The organism is Actinokineospora auranticolor, from assembly GCF_002934265.1.
Taxonomy (GTDB): Bacteria; Actinomycetota; Actinomycetes; order Mycobacteriales; family Pseudonocardiaceae; genus Actinokineospora; species Actinokineospora auranticolor.
Genome location: NZ_PTIX01000011.1, coordinates 115203 through 134225 on the forward strand (window position 1 = coordinate 115203; position 19023 = coordinate 134225).

Sequence of the window (19023 nt, forward strand, 5' to 3'; positions counted from 1 at the left end):
CATTTCAAGCGCTACCGCTGCCCTGGCCCTAGCGTGTCGCGCGTGGGCAGCGGTGAGCAGGAGCGGGTGGACCCGGTGGCCGGGTGGTCGCGGCTGCACGGCGAGGACGTCTCCGGCAACCGCTTGGTGGTGGGGTGGCTGCGGGTGGTGCACCTGCTCGCCCGTCCGGTCGAGCGCGTCCACCCGGACGTGCTCTCGGGGGTCGCGGTCGCGGCTGCCGCGGGCGCGGTCGGGGTCGCCGCCGCGGGTGGGGTGTGGCCGTTGGTGGCGCTGGTGCTCGTGGTGGCCTCCGGCGTGTTCGACGGGCTCGACGGGGCCGTCGCCCTGCGGACGGGGCGGGCTAGGCCGTTGGGGGCGGTGGTCGACGCCGTCGCGGATCGGCTGTCCGACCTGTGTCTGGTGCTGGTGCTGTGGGTCCTGGGGGCGCCGGGGTGGTGGTGCTCGGCGCTGGGCGCCGCCCTGCTGGTGCACGAGTACGCCCGGGCGCGGGCGCAGGCGGTGGGCATGGCGGGCGCGGGCGCGGTGACGGTGGCGGAACGACCGACGAGGGTGGTGGTCGTCGCTGTGGCGTGCGCGGGCACCGCGCTCGCTCCCGGGGGAACACCCGGCACCGGTTGGGACTGGGCGTCGGTGTCGGCACTGGTCTGGGCGGTCTGCGCGGTCGTGGGCTGGGGTCAGCTCGCGGTCGGCGTCCACCGCGCGCTGACCGGGCGGCCGTGGGTGGACCCGGACGCGTCAGGCCGGGCCGATCAGGCGGGCGACGATGGCCGCGGACATGGCGACCAGGGGTAGCCCGCCACCGGGGTGCGCCGAGCCGCCGACGAGGAACAGCCCGCGCACCCGGGCACGGTTGGCGGGGCGCAGCAGCGCGGCGCGCGGACCGTTGGAGGACGAGCCGTAGATCGCGCCGCCGACCGAGCCGGTGTCGCGCTCCCAGTCGGCCGGGGTGCGCACCTCGCGCCACCGGACCCGGTCGCGCACGTCGAGGCCGCGCCGGGTCAGCACGTCGAGGACGTGGTCGCCGTAGCGGTCGGCGAGTCCGGGCGCGGTCCAGTCCACCGGTCCGTGGCGGGGCGCGTTGACCAGGACGAACCACGCCTCGTCGCCCGCCGGGGCGACAGCCGGGTCGGCCGGGGAGCAGACGTAGACGGTGGGGTCCTCGACCGGGCGCGGCGAGCGGCCGAAGACCGCGTCGAACTCGGCGTCGTAGTCCTGGGGGAACAGGACGCGGTGGTGCCGGGGGTTCGGCGTCCGGCCGCGCAGCGCGAGCAGGAGCACGAACCCGGACAGCGACGGGTCCACGCGGTCCAGCGACCGCTGGGCGCGGCGGTCGGGCAGCAGGTCCCGGTAGAGCGATCGGGCGTCCACATCGGACACGACCACGTCCGCGCCGAGCACCTCCCCGTCCCGCAGGCGCACGCCGGTGACACCGCGGGCGTCGACCTCCACCCGGCACACCGGGGCGTCGTAGCGCAGGCGCGCGCCCACTTCGAGGCAGCGGTCCGCCAGCGCGTCGGCCAGTCGCCGCAGCCCACCGCGCACGTACCACCCGCCGAACCGCTGCTCGACGAAGGGCACCACGCTCATCAGCGCGGGCACGCGGCGGGGATCCGATCCGGTGTAGGTGGCGTAGCGGTCCAGCAGCATCCGCAACCGCGGGTCCGGGAGCCGCCGCCCCAGTGAGCGCAGGGTGCGCCACGGCGCGATCGCGGCGAGGTCGCGCACGTTCGCCGACCGGCGCACCAGGTCGAGAACCCCGCGCAGCGGGCGCTGGAGCACGGGCTCACCGACCAGGTCCCACAGCCGCGCGGCGTCGGCCATGACCGAGCCCCACTGCTCGGCGGCGGTGGGTCCGAACGCGGTTGCCAACGCGGGTCCGACCTCGGCCTCCACGTGCGGCAGGTCCAGTTCGACGCCGTCGGGGAACCGGTAGTGGCAGGTCGGGTCGACCGGGACGACCTCGACCACCTCGTCCAGCGGCGCGCCCGTCGCGGCGAACAGGTCCCGGTACACCTCCGGCAGCGTCAGCAGCGACGGACCGGTGTCGAAGGTGTAGCCGTCCCGGCTCAGGGTGCCGAGCTTGCCGCCGTGCGTACCGGCCTGCTCGACCACGGTCACGTCGTGCCCGGCCGCGCCCAGCCGCGCCGCCGCGGCCAGGCCGCCCATGCCCGCGCCCACCACAACGACCCGCGCCACCTCAGGTGCCCCCCGCCAGGTCGCGGCCCTTCCACGTGAGCGCGCCCGCGCGGCGTGCGCGCCAAGACCGCGCCACCAGCACCAGCAGCGCCCCGACCGAGACGGGGTGGGCCAGCGAATCCGGCCACGCGCGCCCGCCGGTGGCGCGGGCGCTCACGACCCGACCCGCGACGCCCGCGAAGTACCCCAGTGCGCCCGCGCCCGAGCCCGTCAGCGCGGCCAGGGGTGGCAGCACGAACAACCACGCCAGGCCCGCCGCCAGCGCGGCGGCCGCGGGCAGTGACCCGGTCGCTGACCACAGGGACTTCTCGTACCCCTGCCGCACCTCGTCCCACCCGGTGTACATGCGGCAGACCGCCAGCGCGCTCCCGTCCACCACCGCACCGCGCCCACCCGCGCGCTTGATCGCGCGCACCACGGCGATGTCGTCGAGCACCGCGCCCGCCACGGCCCGGTAGCCACCCGCCCGGTCCAGCGCCGCGGCGTCGAGCACGAGGAACTGACCGTTGGCCGCCGTCAGGGACGGCCGGGGTGAGCGCTCCGCGAGCCGCAGCGGCAGGAACACCAGCCACGACCACTGCAGCAGCGGCTGCACGAGCCGGGTGGCGACGTCGTCGGCGAGCTGGCTGGGGAACGGCGACACGGCGTCCAAACCGTGCGCGCGCAGCAGCGCGACCGCCGAGGCCACCGCGTGCGGCGCCAAGACCACGTCGGCGTCGACCATCACCAGCACCCTGCCCCGGGACCGCTCGACCAGCTGGGCGCACGCGTGCGGCTTGCCGGGCAGCCCAGGCGGCGGCGGAGCACCGGTGACCACACGCAGCCGCCGGTCTCCCCGGGCCAGGTCCCGGACCACCTCGGCGGTGCCGTCGGTGGAACCGTCGTCGAGCACGATGATCTCCAGGTCCGGTACGCCCCGCTGGGCCAGCACCGACCGCACCGCCGGTCCCACGCGGTGGGCCTCGTCGCGCACCGGCAACAACAACGACACCGGCTCCCGGCACACCGGGGGGTCGTCAGGGGGCACGCGCATGAGCCGCGCGTTGATGAGCGCGTGCACCGCGGCCAGCACCGAGGCCCCGGCGGCGGTGCGCACCGCGACAGTCCACCACCGACTCACCGCCGCCCCCGCACGAGCACGCGCAGCAGCACCACGGCGAACGGCACGGCGACCAATCCCATCAACACGCCCGCCACCAACGAGACCGACGGCCGCCCGAAGAAAGCCGCGTGCGCCCACACCGACGACCCGTAGGTCCACAGGTACAGCGCCGGGGCGGGCCCCGCGCAAAAGTCGAGCGGGGACGAATCCGGCGGTGTCCACCGGTGCAGCAGACCGACCATGACCAGTGCCACGGCGAACCAGCCCGCGTAGTTGGTCAGCGGGACCCCGACGACACCCGGCAGCACGGGCTCCGGCCGCGTCCAGACCCAGTGGCCCGCGTCGACCATCTGCGGGTCGAGGAACACGTCCCAGGAGGCCAGCGCCCACGCGCCGACCACGACGACGGCCCACCGCGCCCGCCCCGCGGCCAGCGCGCGACCGACCAGCAGCGCGGGCCAGCACATCATGATCCACGCGAGCGGCACGAGGACGGGCACCCCGAGCAGCTGCGGCCCCAGCGTCCCGGTGTAGCGGTACTCGCCGAAGGGGAATCCCGTGTGCACACCGACCGCCTCGGCCAGCAGGCCCCCTCCCCCGGCCACCAGTGCCAGCCGCAGCGCGGCGCGCGGCCCCGACCGGGCCGCCGCGTCGCACAGCGACGCCAGCGCGAACGCCACCACCGAGGCGACCGTGGTACCGAACCGCGCACCCGGGTCGGTCATCGAGTAGGAGATCTGCGCCAGCACCAGGACCGCGCCGCAGACCCACGCGGTGACCGCCACGACCCGCGCACGACCGAGCACGACGGCGGGCGTGGAGGACATGGTCGCAACCCTAGCGGCGCACCGCTCGTCCGGCAGGCCACCGGAGCGCCTGACAGCATCGTGCCATGCCGCACACCCGCGAGCCGTCCCCGGCGACACCGCTGCGCCCAGGCCGCGACCGCAGCGCCCAAGTCCTGCCGGCGCACCCGGGCCGCACCACCGCCGAGGCGGGTACCCGGCCGAGCGCCGCGGTCGTCGGCGGCGGCATCGCCGGGGTGGCGGCCGCGGTCGCGCTCGCGGAACGCGGCGTCTCGGTCCGCCTGTTCGAGCGCGAGCTCGACCTCGGTGGACGGCTGCGCGGGTGGCCGACCGGCGACGGACCCGCCGGGGGCACCATGACCCGCGGCTTCCACGCGTTCTTCCGCCAGTACTACAACCTGAGGGCGCTGCTGCGCCGCGTCGACCCCGCGCTGGGCTTCCTGCGGCCGGTACCGGACTACCCGCTGCTGCACGCCAGCGGCACCGCGGAGAGCTTCGCGGGCATCCCGCGCACGCCGCCGTGGAACGTCGCCGGGTTCGTGCTGCGCAGCAAGACCTTCACGTTCGGTGACCTGCGCCGGATGAACCCCGCCGCCGCGTCCCGGCTGTTCGACGTGTCGGTCCCCCGCACCTACGACGAACTCGACTCGATCGATGCGGCGGCGTTCCTGCGCGACATCGGCTTCCCCCCGGCGGCGCGGCACCTGGCGTTCGAGGTGTTCTCCCGCAGCTTCTTCGCCGACCCGGCCGAACTGTCCGCGGCGGAGCTGGTGACCATGTTCCACATCTACTTCCTCGGCTCCAACGAGGGCCTGCTCTTCGACGTCCCGCGCGACGCGTTCCCGATCACCCTGTGGCGTCCGCTGCGCGCCTACCTGGAGGGTCTCGGCGCCCGGGTCCACCTCGGCGCGCCGGTGTCCCGGATCGAGCGGCGCCCCGGCGGGTTGGCCGTGCACACCGGCGAACACGGCCGCGTCGACGTCGACGCGGTGGTCCTGGCGGCGGAGACCGGCGCCCTGCGGCAGCTGGTGGCCGCGTCGCCCGCCCTCGGCGACGCGGGCTGGCGGTCGCGGATCGGGGCGTTGCGCGCGGCGCCCCCGTTCCTGGTCAGCAGGCTCTGGCTCGACCTGCCCGCCCGCCCCGACCGGGCGCCGTTCCTGGGCACCAGCGGCTTTCCCCTGTTGGACAACGTCAGTGTGCTCGACCGGTTCGAGGACGGGGCCAAGTCCTGGCGCGCCCGCACCGGCGGCTCGGTGGTCGAGCTGCACGCGTACGCGCTGCCCGAGGACCTCGACCAAGACCGCGTCGTGGCCGAGCTCACCGCCCAGCTCAGAACCGTCTACCCCGAACTCGCCGCCGCCCGCGTGCGCCACGAGGAGCACGTCCTCGCCGCCGACTGCCCCCTCTTCGCCCCCGGCGGCTTCGCGGGGCGGCCCGCGGTCACCACGCCCGACCCCGATGTCGTGCTCGCGGGCGACCTGGCCCGCATCGACCTGCCGGTCGCTCTCATGGAACGCGCCGCCACCACCGGCTTCGCGGCGGCGAACACCCTCCTGCGGCGCTGGGGCCTGCGCGGTCACGACCTGTGGTCGGTGGCCAACCAGGGTCGGTCCCCGCTGCTGTCCAGGGCGGCGCGACGCGGGAACCGGGTTTCTTGACCGCAGCCGCGTCGGTCCGCAGTGCACCTGCACCTGGTACTGCGGTGGCACCCGAAGACGAAGAATGGACCACACCATGGCAACGGCACAGGTCCGCACCCCGCGTCCACCACGGCCCAGGGGACGTGCGGGCCCTGTTCGGCGAGTCCGTTGCCCTGTTCGCCTCGCTGTTGGGCCGACGCACGTGGTGGAACGGCGACCGCGACGTTCGGGTCGTGCTCGACACCGGTCCGCGGTCGCGGGAGGCGTTCTTCGACCTCACCTGCGAACCGCGCCGCGACGACGGTGGCGCCGTCGTGGGGGTCCGGGTGGTGGGCGTCGAGATCACCCGGGTCAGACACGCCCAGCAGCTGATGGCCGAGCAGCGCGCGCTGCTCGAGCAGATCGCCCGGCAAGCACCCTTGGCCGACGTGCTCGACGGGATGGCCCGCTGCATCGAGGGCCTCGCGCCGCAGGAGGTTCTCGTCTCCGTCCTGCTCGCCGACCCCGACGGCGCGCACCTCAACCACGGGGCCGCGCCGAGCCTGCCCGACTTCTACAACCGGGCCATCGACGGCATCGCCACCGGCGAGGGCGTCGGCTCCTGCGGCACCGCGGCCCACCGGCGGGCTCCGGTCATCGTCACCGACATCGCCACCGACCCGTTCTGGGACGACTGACCTGGCCGAGCGGGCCGATCTGGCCGCCTGCTGGTCCACGCCGATCCTGGCCCTCGACGGGAGCCTGCTGGGCACCTTCGGCATGTACCACCGCGTGCCGCAGGGCACCGACCTCGCCCTCGCCCGGATCTTCGCCCACACCGCGGCACTGGCCATCGAACGCCACCACAACGAACGGGCCCGTCGGGACGCCGAGGCCGAGGCGAAAGCGGCCCGCGACGAGCTGGCCCAGGCGGTGCGCGCCGAACCGGAACTCCGCAGCGGCGCGCCGCCGCGGCCGCGCAGGCCGTCGTGCCGCATCCCGAACACTGCGGACTCGGCGGGGCCGGCGCCGCCCCGACCGGGTTGAAGGTCGCCGACTCCTGTGGCGACGCGGTGTGGGGCTGCCACATCCACGCCGAGGAAGCCATCGTTACCGTGCGGTCGGCCTCCATCGCCAGCGAGGAACTCGGCGGCCTAGCCGCCTACCTCAACCGCCGCCCGGCCTGAACACGGGACAGCACCGGCCCTTCCGCCCTCCCGAGAGAAACGGAGAACCGGACGTGACCGGCCGGGAAAACGCGGTCCAGCCGGTGCTCCCAAACGGTGCTCAACCGGCTCGCCGCACCCGTATGGTGATCTTCGTCCGCGGTCCCGGGTGGAGGGGGTTCCGGTGACCGATCGCGACCTCGTCGAGGCGAGGCTGCGCTCGCTGCAGGACGGGGTCGCGCGCATGGACGCCGAGCAGGCCAAGACCGCCCGGCGCCTTCGCGGCACGCTGCTGGTCACCGCCCTGTCCGGCGTACTCCTGGCGCTCACCTGCGGGTCCTGGCGGGAGAACTCCCGCGACGTGCGTTTCACGCTGTGGAGCATGGTGGACAGCATCGGTTTCGAGGCGCTGCCGGTCTTGGTGCTGGTGGTGGTGACCGCTTTCGGGTCGATCCTGCTCGCGGCGAGCCCGGCCAGGGCCACCGGACTGCGCCGGGTCGTGGGGGCCTCGGCGTGGCGACGCGGTGCCGATCCCGTACCTGAACTCCGACTCGGTGGGCACGGCGGGTCCGCGCTCGGCTTTGGTGGTGAGCACGTTGCGCTCGACGCCGGACAGGTCGAAGGCGACCGCGAACTCGCCCCCGACGCGGATGACGGCCTGCAGGCGATGACGGGGTGGTGCCAGCGCTACCACCGGTCCGGGTCCCAGCGGGATCGTCACGCCCGCGGCGCGTCTCTAGCGTTCTCCCCGAGTCCGCGCAACCGCGTGGCGCCTCATGTGGACACGGGGTAGGGAGAATTCGATGGGCACGTTCAACCGGAGGACAGGCCTCGCGGCGGCCGGGCTCGCCGCAGTGGTCGCGGTGACCTCATTGTCCCCCGCCGCAGCCACGGCGGGGTGTGACGCGGCCCTGGACGGGTTGCTCGAGCGCGCCACGGTCGTCGACCTGCAGGCGGCCATGCACACGCGTCGACTCAGCTCCGAGCAGGTGACGCGCGGCTACCTGCTGCGGATCGAGCGGCTCAACCCCCGCCTGAACGCGGTGGTGCGGGTCAACCCGGACGCGGTCGCCATGGCTCGCCGCAGCGACGCCCAGCGGCGCGCGCACGGGGCCCGAGGTCCACTCGAGGGGATCCCGGTGCTGCTCAAGGAGAACATGAACACCGCGGACCGCCAGGGGACCACCGCGGGCGCCAAGGCGCTGCTCGACGCCAAGCCCGCCGCCGACGCCTTCCTGGTGGCGCGGCTGCGGGCCGCGGGCGCGGTGATCCTGGGCAAGGCCAACCAGTCCGAGTGGTCGAACTTCCGCGGCTCCGACCTGCCGGACGGCTGGAGCGCGGTCGGCGGCCAGACGCACAACCCGTACGTCCTGGACCGCAGCCCGGCAGGCTCGTCGAGCGGTTCGGCGGTGTCCGCGGCGGCGGGGCTGGCCGCGGTCGCGATCGGCACGGACACCGACGGGTCGGTCGTGTACCCGGCGGCCGTCACCTCGACGGTGGGGATCAGGCCCACCCTGGGGCTGGTGAGCCGCGGCGGGGTCGTCCCGATCACCGGGCGCCACGACACGCCGGGGCCGATCGCGCGCACCGTCACCGACGCGGCGTTGACGCTGTGGGCGCTCCAAGGCGTCGACCCCGCCGACCCGGACACCGCGACCGCGGCGGGCACACTGCCCGGCGACCCCCGCACGGTCCTGAACCGGGACGCGTTGCGCGGCAAGCGCATCGGCCTGTGGCGGGAGGGGCACGCCGGGGTCGACGCCGATGTGGACCGCGTCTTCGACGCGGCCGTTCGGCAACTGCGCGACCTGGGCGCCACGGTGGTGGAGGGCGCGGACGTACCCGACATCCAGGACGTGGCGAACGAGCACATGCTGCCCGCGGTGCTGACCGAGTTCAAGCACGACCTCAACGCCTACCTCGCGGCCACGCCGGGCACACACCCGAAGAACCTTCGCGAGCTGATCGACTACTACGACCGCAACCCCGACGGGTTCGACCACGTGCTCTTCGACATGGCCGACAAGACCGACGGCGACCTCACCGCTCCCGCCTACCGGGCCCACCGCGAGGCGACCACCAGCGCGGCCCGACGGGCGATCGACGACGTGCTGGCCCGATACCGCCTCGACGCGATCGTCACCCCGACCTCACTGCCCGCCCCGGTCATCGGCCGCGAACGCGACAGCGCCCCCTTCGCCAAGACCACCACCCACTCCGCGGCGGCGGGCTATCCCCACGTCACCGTCCCCGCGGGCTATTCCGCCAACGGGCTGCCCTTGGGCTTGTCCTTCCTCGGCACCCGCTTCACCGACGCCCGCCTGATCGGATTCGCCTACGCCTACGAACAGGCCACCCACGCCCGACGAACCCCGCACTACCTGCCGACAACACGCTGACCAGATGCCAGCCCCCGAAGGCGGCCTGCCGGGAGATCACCACCGCGTCGGCGGAGTTGGGCGAATCCGCACCACGGCGCCGAGGAGTTGAGTGGGGGGGAACTCTCGACATCCTCAGGTCCACGGTGATGTGGGTGGCACAGCCAGTCACGAGGACGTACCTGGCCGTGCTGATCGCGACGCGGTTCGGGGCATCGGGTAGATGCCCCGAACCGCCGCACACGTCTCGCCCTGCGATTAATGACACTTTCGACGACGCATAGTGGCGACTATTGGGTGCTGAGATATCGGATGCCGAACTCGTCCGGACCCACGAGTGTTTGCGAAGGTGCTTCATCGCCGACGGACCAGTACTCGATCAGATGCTCCTCGGCGGAAAGTCGGCCTCGCACGGAAACACGGAGTCGAATCAAGCCAGCCGGAACGGGCAGATCGACTACTTGTTCGGTGCTGTACAAGGCCTGGATGACGAGAAGGCCGTGTGGGCACTCGATGGTCCGCTCGCCGATCATGTCCCAGTCCGAGGCGGTCAATGGCGGTGCTTCGTCGTGCCTGCGGAACCGGAGGGACACCGGTCCCCAGTCGGTACCACACAGGACAGCCACCCACCGGTCGTCTCCGACGAACAAGCCGTCTTCGGTGCCGGGCCAGGACTCGCCCCCGCCCGCTTGACCGTGGATGTGGTACTGCCCCTCTCGGGCGTAAGGACCAGGTTTTGGCTATCCGACGTGGTCACTTTTCGATCGTACCAAGCAGGTCACCAGGCCGATGGGGTCCGCTGCACGAGTAGGTGACAGTTGTAGTCACGCAGCTCGGTTGGCTGACGTGGTCATGATTGCTTCGTATTCGATGGGGGTCAACCGGCCGAGAGCGGCCTGGCGTCTACGGCGGTGGTAGGTGCGTTCGATCCAGGTCACGATCGCGGTCCGCAGTTCGTCACGGGTGGACCAGGTGCGCCGGTTGAGAACGTTGTTCTGCAGCAACGCGAAGAAGCTCTCCATGGCGGCGTTGTCGCCCGCGGCGCCGACGCGGCCCATCGAGCCGGTCAGGCCGTGGCGCGCGAGTGCACGGACAAATTTCCTTGATCGAAATTGCGAGCCGCGGTCTGTGTGCACCACGCAGCCGACAACGTCGTCGCGGCGGGCGAGGGCGTTGGAGAGCGCTGTGACGGCGAGGCGGGCTCTCATCCGGGTGTCGATGGAGTAGCCGACGATCCGGTTGGAGCAGACGTCCTTGACCGCGCACAGATACAGCTTTCCCTCTGTGGTGCGGTGTTCGGTGATATCGTCCAGCCACAGCCGGTTCGGCGCTGTGGCGGTGAAGTCGCGCCGGACCAGGTCGTCGTGCACCGGCGGACCGCTTCTTGCCCGTGCGGCCGCGTTTCGTGCCGAACGCGCTCCACCAGCCCATCGACGAGCAGATCCGCCACGCGGTCCGATCCGCCATCGACCAGCCGGCGTCACGGACTTCGTCGGCCAGGAACCGGTAGCCGAACTCCGGATCATCGCGGTGAGCGTCGAACAACGCGTTCGCCCGATACGCCTGTTTGAGTTCTGTCTCGGTGACCGGCCGGGCACGCCACCGGTAGTACGGCTGTCGAGCGATGTTCAAGACCCGGCACGTCACCGCGACGGGGATCCCGTCTGCGGCCAGCTCGTTCACGAGCGGGTAGAGCCTTTTCCCGGCAGATGCGCCTGGGACAGGTATGCCGTCGCGCGGCGCAGGACCTCGTTTTCCTGCTCCAGCAACTTGATCCGCTTGCGGGCCTCACGCAGCTCCGCCAAGTCACTCCTGCTCTCACCCGGCTTCACGCCCTCGTCGGCGTCGGCCTGGCGCAGCCACTTGAACAGGGTCATCGGGTGGACTCCGAAGTCCTTCGCGATCTGCTCAACGGTCACACCGGGCTCACGGTCACCAGCGACCCGCACGACATCGTCGCGGAACTCCTGGGGTAGGGCTTGGGCACAGCGACATCCTCCCAGCTCACCATCACGGCAAGCCGACTCGGATGTCACCTGTCGGTGCAGCAGACCCTTCCTGCTGGAACGGCTCGTCGCCAACCGTGCGGGTTGTCTGCCGGATAGCTGGATGCAGGTGCGTCACCCTGTGCGGCAAGGGCGGAAGAGATCATTCGTGGTCGGGATTCGCGGTTGGTCGTCGGGCCTGGGAAGGCGTTTGGGCGGCGGGTTTTGGTCTCTTGTGGATCATTGGTGACCTGGGGTGTTCGGGGTTCTGTCAGCGATCCTTTAGATCGCGGACAGGGCTTGCCTAGTGGTTGCTCAGCACCGGCGTCAAGGCTCAGGGGGTCTTCCCGGAGGGGCTGCGCGACGAGGTAGGGAGCCGCTGATGAGCGCCGATCGAGCCGACACCGCGGGAGTGGTGGCTGGGCTGCCGGAGTTCCCTACCGCTCGAGCGTGTCCGTTCTCCGAGCCTGGTGGGTACGCCGAGTTGCGGCGGGAGGGGCCGCTCACTCGGGCGCGGCTCTACGACGGGCGCGTGGTGTGGGTCGTTACCGGGTACGACGAGGGGCGGGCGGTGCTCGGCGACCACCAGGTTTTCTCCTCCAAGCGCGCTGATCCGCGGTTTCCGGCTACCGCACCGAGGTTCGAGTCGGCTCGCAAGATCAAGAATTTTTTGGGGCTGGACCCGCCGGAACACACCCGGCAGCGCCGGATGGTGATCGCTCGGTTCACCCATCGGCGGGTCTCGGATCTGCGGCCGGAGATCGTCTCGATCGTCGACGACCTGGTTGATCGGTTGCTGGCCGACGGACCGGTGGCCGACCTGCTGCCCCGGTACGCACTGCCGGTGCCGTCACGGGTGATCTGTCTGCTGCTCGGGGTGCCCTACGCCGACCACGACCACTTCGAGCGCCAGTCCCGGCTGATCGTGGACGGCGACTCCACACTCGAGCAGAGCGGAGCGGCTTTCCGTGCCATCCGGGAGTACCTCGAAGACCTGATCCGGCTGCGCAGGCGCCAGCCGCTGGACACGCTGCTGGACGCGCTGATCGCGGACTACCTCGACGAGGGTGCGCTGCCGGTCGACGAGCTGGCTGAGATCGCTTTGTTGCTGTTGGTCGCCGGGCACGAGACGACCGCCAACGCCATCACGCTCGGTGTGCTGACCCTGATCGCGCGGCCGGAGCTGCGCGCGGCACCACCCGCGGACCTCATCGAGGAGTTGCTCCGGGTGCTGTCAATCGCCGACGGGCCGGGTCGGTTCGCCACCCGCGACACCGAACTCGCGGGTGTGCCGATCGCCGAGGGCGACGGGGTCGTGCTCGGGCTGGCCGCGATGAACCGGGATGCGTCGGTGTTCCCCGACCCGGGGTCGATCGATCCGGCCCGCGCCTCGCGACGGCACCTCGCCTTCGGGTTCGGCATCCACCAGTGCCTCGGGCAGCACCTGGCGCGGACCGAGCTGGAGATCTCCCTGGGCAGGCTCTTCGCGCGCATCCCCGACCTGCGGCTCGCCGTGGCCGAGGACGAGCTGCGGCTCAAGCACCCCGCTGGGCTGCACGGCCTGGCGGCACTGCCCGTGACCTGGTGAGCCCCGGAGGCCCCGCTGTGACCGACGTGCTGTCCACCGACCTGACCACCCTGGCCGAAGCCCTCAAGTCCGCCCTCGGCCACGGGTCGACGCCGACACCGGATGCCCCCGCCGTCGACGTCGACCCGGCCACCGGCTGGCTGACGCTGCCCGAACTGACCGAACGGGTCCTCGGCGGCGAGGGCGAGATCACCCCCGTACCGCGCGTGGGGCAGGTGCGCCGCTACCACGACGAGATCCACACCGTCGACGGCGCGCTGGTCGGCCGCACCGAGGGCAGGCTGGAGATCGTCGCCGAGCGCGCCGCGGACGGCCACGCGTTCGCCGTGCGCACCGAACACGTGCGGCTGTACGGCGAACTGTTCGTCTTCTCCGGTGTCAACGACATCACCGCGGAGTTCGCGGGCGGCTGGGTGTCCACGCCCGGCGTCGGGGTCACCGGCCGCTACCTCGGTGTGTCCGCGGTGCGCCGCATCCTGATGACGCCGACACCGATGGTCTCCCGTGTCGTGCTCTCCCTGTGCCCCTGACCCGATGGCACCACGACCGCGTCCCCACCCCGTCGAAAGGCCGACCATGTCCCCCAGCCGATCCCGTTCCGCCCTGGTCGCGGTGACCGCGCTCGTGGTCACCGGGCTCACCGGCCCCGCCGCGGCGGCGAGCCCGGAACCCGCGCGCGGCGCGCGCTGCCTGTCGCGGGAATACACCGAACCCCAGTTGAAGAACCTGCAGAACGTCGACCTGGCCGACCCCAAGGTGGGTCAGCTGGGGATCTACCACGACGAACTGGTCGACGACCGTGGCGCCTACCGGGGCACGATCATGGGCCGCTACGAGGTCAAGGCCAAGACCCCGCGCGGCGCCGTGCTGACCCACTACACCGAGGACATCTTCCTCACCGACGGCATCGTCCACGCCGAGGGCGTGGCCGACTTCCGCGACGTGCTCGCGGGTCGGTGGATCAGCTACCGCGCGATCGGTGTCGACGGTGTCTACAAAGGACTTTCCGGGCGCCGCGAGTGGCGGGTGATCGTGCCGGACGAGCCGGTGGACGCTCGGATCACCGTGTGCGGCTGAACGCGGCCGGAACGAGGAGGACAAGGATGGAGTTCCCCGACGTGCACCTGCTCTCGGCCGGGACCGCCCTGCCCGGGGCACCGGTCACCAACGCCGCGCTGGCCGCCCGGTTCGGCATGGACGCGCTGTGGGAGCAGTGGATCGACACCTTCATCGGCACCCGCAGCAGGCACCTGGCGCTGGACCTGGACACGGGTGAGCGGGTGGGTGGACTGGCCGACTTGGCGACCGCGGCCGCCGAGCGGGCCATCGCCGACGCCGCGCTGTCCCCGTCCGACATCGACCTGGTCGTGCTCGCCACCGCCACCCCGGACCGGCTGATGCCCACGACGGCGAGCGTGGTGGCCGACCGGCTCGGCATCGACGGCGTGCCCGCGTTCCAGTTGCAGTCCGGCTGTTCCGGCGCGGTGCAGGCGCTCGAGGTCGCCCGGCGGTTCCTGCTCGACGGCCGCTACCGCAACGCCCTGGTGCTCGGCGGCGACGTCGTCGCCCGGTTCTTCGACCTCACCGCGGACCTGCGCCGCGTCCCGCCCACCGAGCTGGTCGGGTTCGTGCTCTTCGGCGACGGCGCGGGCGCCGCGGTGCTCAGCACCGACCCGGCCCCGGGAGCCGCCGCGCTCCGCTCGGTGTTCACCCGCCTGGTCGGGGCGAACCGGGAACCCGGCGCCACCCTCGACTGGTACGGGCCGCACGAGCGGGCGGTGCGCGGCACCGGGGCGTCGGAGGACTACAAGGCCATCGAGCGGCACGTGCCGGACATGGCCGCGGAGGTGGTCAAGGAACTGCTCGACGACGCGGGCTGGACCGGCGACGACGTCGAGCACCTGCTGCCGCCACAGTTGTCCGGTCGGATGACCGAGCTGATCGCCGACCGGCTCGGTGTCGGCGGGCGCCGGGTCACCTGCGTGCGGGAGACCGGCAACATCGGCAACGGAATCGTCTTCTTCCAGCTGGAGCGGTTGCTGGGCGAGCTGCGGCCGGGCGAGCGGGCCATCGGCGTGTCGATCGAGTCATCGAAGTGGATCAAGTCTGGATTCGCGCTGGAGGGGGTCTAGATGACGACGGCCACGACCGCGGCGGAGGTCGCCGCGGCGGAACTGTGGGAGCTGCACGCCTCCGGTGCGGTGGCGGGTTCCTACCCCCGGGTGCGCGGGCTGCTGGCTGAGCTGTCCGGGGACGACCTGCGCCGCGCGGGCGCGCTGCTGTCGCGGGTGCCCGTGGCCGAGGTCCTGGCCGCGCACCCGGACACCGCGGTCGTCCGGGTGGCGATCACCGGACACGGCACGCTGGGGCCGCTGGTTCCCGCGCTGACCGTCGAACTGGCCCGGCACGGCGTGCTGCTGGAACACCGGCTCGGCGACTTCGACGGCTGGGTGTTCGACCTGGGCGACCCGGCCAGCGAGCTGCGCGTGTTCGGCCCGGACCTGCTGCTGTGCGTGCTGGACCCGGCGATCGCGGCCGACGAGCTACCGCTGCCGTGGACGCCGGACGACCTGGAGCGGGTGCTGGCAGCCAAGCAGGCGCTGATCACCGGGCTGGTGCGCGAGCACGTCGCGGGTGGCGCGGGCACGCTGGTGCTCAACACCGTCCCCCTGCCCGCGGACCTGGTGGGCCAGTTGGTGGACTACCGGTCCCGGGCCCGCGTCGGGGCGTTGTGGCGCGAACACGACGCCTACCTGCTCGGCTTGGCCGCCGAGCACCCGGGCGTGGTCGTGCTCGACCTCGACCCGGTGCTCGCCGACGGCGTGCCCGCCGTCGACCCGCGGCTGGACGTCTACGCCGGGGCGCACCTCTCCGTCGAGTTGTTGACCGCGTACGCCCGTGAAGTGGGGCACGTCGCCCGCGCGGTGACCGGACGCGCCAAGAAGGTGCTGGCGGTGGACCTGGACGAGACCCTGTGGGGTGGGATCCTCGGCGACGACGGCGCCGAGGGCATCGAACCGTCCGGAACCGGTCGGGGCGCGGCGTTCGCCCGCTACCAGCGGCTGGTCAAGCAGATCGGGTCTCAGGGCGTGCTGCTCGCCGCAGTGAGCAAGAACGACCGTGAGCCGGTGGCCGAGGTGCTGCGCGAACACCCGGGAATGACGCTGCGCGAGGTCGACTTCGTGCGGGTGGTGGCGAACTGGAACCCCAAGCACGACAACATCCGCGAGTTGGCCGCCGACCTCAACCTCGGGGTCGACAGCGTGGTGTTCACCGACGACAACCCCTTCGAGTGCGGCCTGGTCCGCTCGCGGCTGCCGGGGGTGGCCGTGGTGCGGCTCGACAGCGAGCCCGCCACGCACGGCCGCAAGCTGCTGCGGGACAACTGGTTCGCCGCGCTCGAACTGACCGCGGAGGACGGTGTGCGGGCCACTAGGTACCGCGACGACCTGGCGCGCAAGGACTTCCTCGACACCTTCGAGTCCGTCGCGGACTACCTCGGCGAACTCGGGGTGCGGGTGCGGCTGGGCCGGGCGGGCGAAACCGAGTGGGACCGGGTGGCGCAGCTGACCCAGCGCACCAACCAGTTCACCATGACCGCAGCGCGTCTCTCGTCCGCCGAGGTGCGGGCGCTCGCCCAGGACCCGGACGGACTGGTGCTCGCGCTGCACAGCGCGGACCGCTTCGGCGACAACGGCCTGGTCGGCGCCCTGCTCGCGCACCGCGACCGCGATGCCCTGCACCTGGACAACTTCCTGCTCAGCTGCCGGGTCTTCGGGCGGGGCGTGGAGACCGCCGGGCTCGCCGCCCTGCTGCGCCACGCCGCCGACAGCGGTGTGCGCGGTGTGCGCGGTGCATACCGGCCCACATCCAAGAACGGCAAGGTGCGCGACTTCTACACCCGCCACGGCTTCGCCCTGGCGGGGCGCGACGGTGACACCGAACTGTTCCACCACGACCTCGTCGACCTGCCCGGGGTTCCCGGTCACGTGCGACTGCGGACCGACCTCGAGGAGCTGCGATGACCCCGCGAGCACACCGCCCGGGAAGCCTGGACTCGGTCGCCGACCTGGTCGGGATCGTCCGCACCGAACTGGGCCTGCCGGTGACCGAGGAGTCCGCCTCGGTGGACTTCGACGAGGTCACCGGCTGGGACTCGCTGCACCTGCTGTCGCTGTGCTCGATCCTGGAGCAGCGCACCGGCCGGGCACTGTCGCTGGCCGACGTGCTGGAGGCGCGCACCCTGGCGCAGGTGTACGCGCTGGCGGCGGCGTGACCGCCCGGTTGCCCGCGCAGCGCAGGCACACCCTGTTTTTCCTGGACCAGGTGCGCGAGTTCGCCCCGGTCTTCCTCGACACCGAAGTGGACATGAGCGCCGTCGCGGCCAACCGGGAGGCGGCCGTCGCGCGCGGCGGGCGGTACTCGGTGGTCGCGCACGTGGTGCACGCGGCGGCGCGGGTGCTGGTGCGCCACCGCCGGGCCAACGCCGCCGTGCGGGGGCGGTTGCGGCCCCGGGTGGCCGAGTTCGACTCCGCGCACGCCAAGGTCGCCCTGGACAAGCGGATTGGTGGTGAACGGGTCGTGCTGGCCGCGGTGGTGCGCGAGGCCGACCGGCTCGACCTCGACCAGGTGCAGGCGTGGATCGACCGCTTCCGCACCGGTGACGCGGACACCATGCCGGAGTTCGCCGCGGTGCGCGGCCTGCACGCGGCCCGGTTCCCGGTGGCGCTGCGCCGGTTCCGCCGGGCGGCGCGGTCGCTGGCGCTGCGGCCCGCGCTCACCGGCACGTTCGCGGTGACCTCGTTGGGGCACCGGCCGGTCGACGGGTTCCACTCCGTCGGCGGCACCACGATCACCCTGGGGGTCGGGCGGGTGCTCGACCGGCCCGTCGTGCGCGGCGGCGCGGTGGGCATCGCCCCGGTGGCGCGGCTGAGCCTGGCGTTCGATCACCGGGTGATCGACGGCGCGGAAGCCGCCGACGTACTGACCGAGATCCGCGCCGCGCTGGAGTCGTTCCCGGTCGGCGCGGCGGGGCCCACCGAGGTGGACGCGCCGTGAACGACCTGGCCGAACTCAAGCGGTACGTCGTGGCGCACGGCCGCGCCCAGAACCTGCCGCCCGCGCACCTGGCGCGGCTGCTCGGTGGGATCGAGCGGGAGCCGTCCTGGGCCGGGGCGTGGGTGGCGGCGGGCGAGCGGCTGGAGGCCGCGGGTGATCTGCTCGCCGCCTGCGGGCACTACAACCTGGGCAGGTTCCCCTTCGTGGACGGCGAATCGCGGCGGGAAGCGCTGCGCCGGTGCGTGGCCGCGTTCGACCGCTGGCGCGCGCGGGTGCCCGGGATCGAACCGTTGGAGCTGCGGCTGCCGGGCGGCCGGGTGCGGGCGTGGACGACCGGTCTCGACCGGGACGCGCGCAAGCCGCTGCTGGTGGTGACCGGCGGCATCGTCAGCGTGAAGGAGCAGTGGGCCCCCGTGCTGCTGGAACTGGCGGCGCACGGCATGGCGGGTCTGGTCACCGAGCTGCCAGGGGTCGGTGAGAACACCCTGCGGTACGACCGGGAGGCCTGGACGCTGTACCCGGCGCTGCTGGACGCGGTCCGCGACCGCGCCGACACCGACGACGCGCACCTGCTCGCGCTGAGCTTCAGCGGGCACGCCGCGCTGCGCGCCGCCGCGCGGGACCCGAGAATCCGCACGGTGCTCACCGCGGGCGCCCCGGTGCGCGACTTCTTCACCGACCGCACCTGGCAGCGGCAGGTCCCGAAGGTCACCGTGGACACCCTCGCGCACTTGACCGGCACCACACCGGACACCGTGTTCGACCACCTGTCGGACTGGGCGCTGCTCCCGGGGGAGTTGGCGGCCGTCGACGCCGGGATCGGCTACGTGGCCAGCGCCCGCGACGAGATCATCCCGCGCGGCGAGGTACGCCACTTGCGCGCCCACGCCCGCCGGGTCCGGGTCACCACGCACGACGACGTGCACGGCTCGCCGAACCACTTCGCCGAGACCCGGCTGTGGATCCTGCTGTCCCTGATGCGGTCGCGCGGCACCTGGGGCCGCGAGCGCGTCGCCCTGGCGGCGCGCCTGGCGCTGCGCAGGCTCGGCAACCGCGCGCGGCGGGGCTAGCCCCGCGGCGACCACTCCCCCACGACCCCTCCGGGTAGACACCCGCCACGACAAG

General features: G+C 72.8%; 21 protein-coding genes. 15 read left to right on the plus strand and 6 right to left on the minus strand.

Going from position 1 to position 19023, the window contains the following annotated elements; genetic code table 11:
- Positions 1-42: 42 nt before the first annotated feature.
- Positions 43-792: a CDP-alcohol phosphatidyltransferase family protein gene (locus CLV40_RS20775; protein ID WP_245931428.1), complete on the plus strand. Its 750-nt coding sequence runs from the start codon at positions 43-45 to the stop codon at positions 790-792.
- Here CLV40_RS20775 and CLV40_RS20780 read toward each other — a convergent pair.
- From CLV40_RS20780 to CLV40_RS20790, 3 genes are read right to left on the minus strand one after another with little or no spacing between them, the layout of a single operon-like run.
- Positions 736-2196, minus strand: a complete 1461-nt coding sequence (locus CLV40_RS20780) for a phytoene desaturase family protein (protein WP_104480626.1) — start codon at positions 2194-2196, stop codon at positions 736-738. The two genes, CLV40_RS20775 and CLV40_RS20780, sit on opposite strands and share 57 nt — an antisense overlap.
- Position 2197: 1 nt before the next feature.
- On the minus strand, positions 2198-3292 hold the full coding sequence (locus CLV40_RS20785; RefSeq protein ID WP_245931429.1) for a glycosyltransferase family 2 protein: 1095 nt from the start codon (positions 3290-3292) through the stop codon (positions 2198-2200).
- Between the two features lie 20 nt (positions 3293-3312).
- The gene (locus CLV40_RS20790; RefSeq protein WP_104480627.1) at positions 3313-4125 is read right to left on the minus strand and encodes a carotenoid biosynthesis protein; all 813 of its coding nucleotides are present in this window, start codon (positions 4123-4125) and stop codon (positions 3313-3315) included.
- Positions 4126-4190: 65 nt separating this feature from the next.
- Between CLV40_RS20790 and CLV40_RS20795 the strand changes: the two genes are divergently transcribed.
- From CLV40_RS20795 to CLV40_RS20810, 6 genes are all read left to right on the plus strand, one after another.
- Entirely contained in the window at positions 4191-5762 is a 1572-nt protein-coding gene (locus tag CLV40_RS20795; protein WP_104480628.1) for an FAD-dependent oxidoreductase, read from the plus strand.
- 125 nt (positions 5763-5887) lie between these two features.
- On the plus strand, positions 5888-6421 hold the full coding sequence (locus CLV40_RS38980; RefSeq protein ID WP_219824047.1) for a hypothetical protein: 534 nt from the start codon (positions 5888-5890) through the stop codon (positions 6419-6421).
- Between the two features lie 46 nt (positions 6422-6467).
- Positions 6468-6770 (plus strand): hypothetical protein, encoded by a 303-nt coding sequence (locus tag CLV40_RS38985; RefSeq protein ID WP_342752293.1) that lies wholly within the window; start codon positions 6468-6470, stop codon positions 6768-6770.
- Positions 6767-6910 (plus strand): hypothetical protein, encoded by a 144-nt coding sequence (locus tag CLV40_RS38990; RefSeq protein WP_219824049.1) that lies wholly within the window; start codon positions 6767-6769, stop codon positions 6908-6910. Before CLV40_RS38985 ends, CLV40_RS38990 begins: the two co-directional genes overlap by 4 nt.
- A gap of 163 nt (positions 6911-7073) precedes the next feature.
- Entirely contained in the window at positions 7074-7682 is a 609-nt protein-coding gene (locus tag CLV40_RS20805; RefSeq protein WP_104480629.1) for a hypothetical protein, read from the plus strand.
- A 10-nt stretch (positions 7683-7692) separates the two neighbouring features.
- Positions 7693-9288, plus strand: coding sequence for an amidase family protein (locus tag CLV40_RS20810; RefSeq protein WP_104480630.1), 1596 nt, complete (start codon positions 7693-7695; stop codon positions 9286-9288).
- Positions 9289-9557: 269 nt separating this feature from the next.
- On the opposite strand, the gene CLV40_RS20815 is transcribed toward CLV40_RS20810, so the two are convergent.
- From CLV40_RS20815 to CLV40_RS40365, 3 genes are all read right to left on the minus strand, one after another.
- Positions 9558-9860, minus strand: a complete 303-nt coding sequence (locus tag CLV40_RS20815; RefSeq protein ID WP_104480631.1) for a hypothetical protein — start codon at positions 9858-9860, stop codon at positions 9558-9560.
- Between the two features lie 231 nt (positions 9861-10091).
- Entirely contained in the window at positions 10092-10793 is a 702-nt protein-coding gene (locus tag CLV40_RS40360; protein WP_281261677.1) for an IS3 family transposase, read from the minus strand.
- A 153-nt stretch (positions 10794-10946) separates the two neighbouring features.
- The gene (locus CLV40_RS40365; RefSeq protein ID WP_281261678.1) at positions 10947-11186 is read right to left on the minus strand and encodes a transposase; all 240 of its coding nucleotides are present in this window, start codon (positions 11184-11186) and stop codon (positions 10947-10949) included.
- A 448-nt stretch (positions 11187-11634) separates the two neighbouring features.
- Between CLV40_RS40365 and CLV40_RS20825 the strand changes: the two genes are divergently transcribed.
- The 8 genes from CLV40_RS20825 to CLV40_RS20860 are packed head-to-tail and all read left to right on the plus strand — an operon-like array spanning position 11635 to position 18968.
- Positions 11635-12840, plus strand: coding sequence for a cytochrome P450 (locus CLV40_RS20825; RefSeq protein ID WP_104480632.1), 1206 nt, complete (start codon positions 11635-11637; stop codon positions 12838-12840).
- A gap of 17 nt (positions 12841-12857) precedes the next feature.
- The gene (locus tag CLV40_RS20830) at positions 12858-13370 is read left to right on the plus strand and encodes an allene oxide cyclase barrel-like domain-containing protein (RefSeq protein ID WP_104480633.1); all 513 of its coding nucleotides are present in this window, start codon (positions 12858-12860) and stop codon (positions 13368-13370) included.
- Between the two features lie 46 nt (positions 13371-13416).
- Positions 13417-13917 carry an allene oxide cyclase barrel-like domain-containing protein gene (locus CLV40_RS20835; RefSeq protein WP_146108140.1) on the plus strand — a complete coding sequence of 167 codons (501 nt, stop codon included), beginning with the start codon at positions 13417-13419 and terminating at the stop codon, positions 13915-13917.
- Positions 13918-13943: 26 nt separating this feature from the next.
- Complete coding sequence (locus tag CLV40_RS20840) at positions 13944-14972, plus strand: 3-oxoacyl-ACP synthase III family protein (RefSeq protein WP_104480635.1); 1029 nt, start codon at positions 13944-13946, stop codon at positions 14970-14972.
- Complete coding sequence (locus CLV40_RS20845) at positions 14973-16865, plus strand: HAD-IIIC family phosphatase (RefSeq protein ID WP_104480636.1); 1893 nt, start codon at positions 14973-14975, stop codon at positions 16863-16865.
- The gene (locus tag CLV40_RS20850) at positions 16862-17116 is read left to right on the plus strand and encodes an acyl carrier protein (protein ID WP_219824050.1); all 255 of its coding nucleotides are present in this window, start codon (positions 16862-16864) and stop codon (positions 17114-17116) included. Before CLV40_RS20845 ends, CLV40_RS20850 begins: the two co-directional genes overlap by 4 nt.
- Complete coding sequence (locus tag CLV40_RS20855; RefSeq protein WP_219824051.1) at positions 17113-17898, plus strand: 2-oxo acid dehydrogenase subunit E2; 786 nt, start codon at positions 17113-17115, stop codon at positions 17896-17898. Before CLV40_RS20850 ends, CLV40_RS20855 begins: the two co-directional genes overlap by 4 nt.
- Positions 17895-18968: an alpha/beta hydrolase gene (locus CLV40_RS20860; RefSeq protein ID WP_104480637.1), complete on the plus strand. Its 1074-nt coding sequence runs from the start codon at positions 17895-17897 to the stop codon at positions 18966-18968. The genes CLV40_RS20855 and CLV40_RS20860 overlap by 4 nt, the downstream gene beginning before the upstream one ends.
- The last annotated feature ends 55 nt before the right edge of the window (positions 18969-19023 follow it).

What these genes read in the sequence shown, in the direction of transcription:
- CLV40_RS20845 (WP_104480636.1), top strand. Translation starts at nt 14,973, where the DNA reads ATGACGACGGCCACGACCGCGGCGGAGGTCGCCGCGGCGGAACTGTGG.
- CLV40_RS20840 (WP_104480635.1), top strand. Translation starts at nt 13,944, where the DNA reads ATGGAGTTCCCCGACGTGCACCTGCTCTCGGCCGGGACCGCCCTGCCC.
- CLV40_RS20810 (WP_104480630.1), top strand. Translation starts at nt 7,693, where the DNA reads ATGGGCACGTTCAACCGGAGGACAGGCCTCGCGGCGGCCGGGCTCGCC.
- CLV40_RS20795 (WP_104480628.1), top strand. Translation starts at nt 4,191, where the DNA reads ATGCCGCACACCCGCGAGCCGTCCCCGGCGACACCGCTGCGCCCAGGC.
- CLV40_RS20825 (WP_104480632.1), top strand. Translation starts at nt 11,635, where the DNA reads ATGAGCGCCGATCGAGCCGACACCGCGGGAGTGGTGGCTGGGCTGCCG.
- CLV40_RS20790 (WP_104480627.1), bottom strand. Translation starts at nt 4,125, where the DNA reads ATGTCCTCCACGCCCGCCGTCGTGCTCGGTCGTGCGCGGGTCGTGGCG.
- CLV40_RS20850 (WP_219824050.1), top strand. Translation starts at nt 16,862, where the DNA reads ATGACCCCGCGAGCACACCGCCCGGGAAGCCTGGACTCGGTCGCCGAC.
- CLV40_RS20835 (WP_146108140.1), top strand. Translation starts at nt 13,417, where the DNA reads ATGTCCCCCAGCCGATCCCGTTCCGCCCTGGTCGCGGTGACCGCGCTC.
- CLV40_RS40360 (WP_281261677.1), bottom strand. Translation starts at nt 10,793, where the DNA reads ATGATCCGGAGTTCGGCTACCGGTTCCTGGCCGACGAAGTCCGTGACG.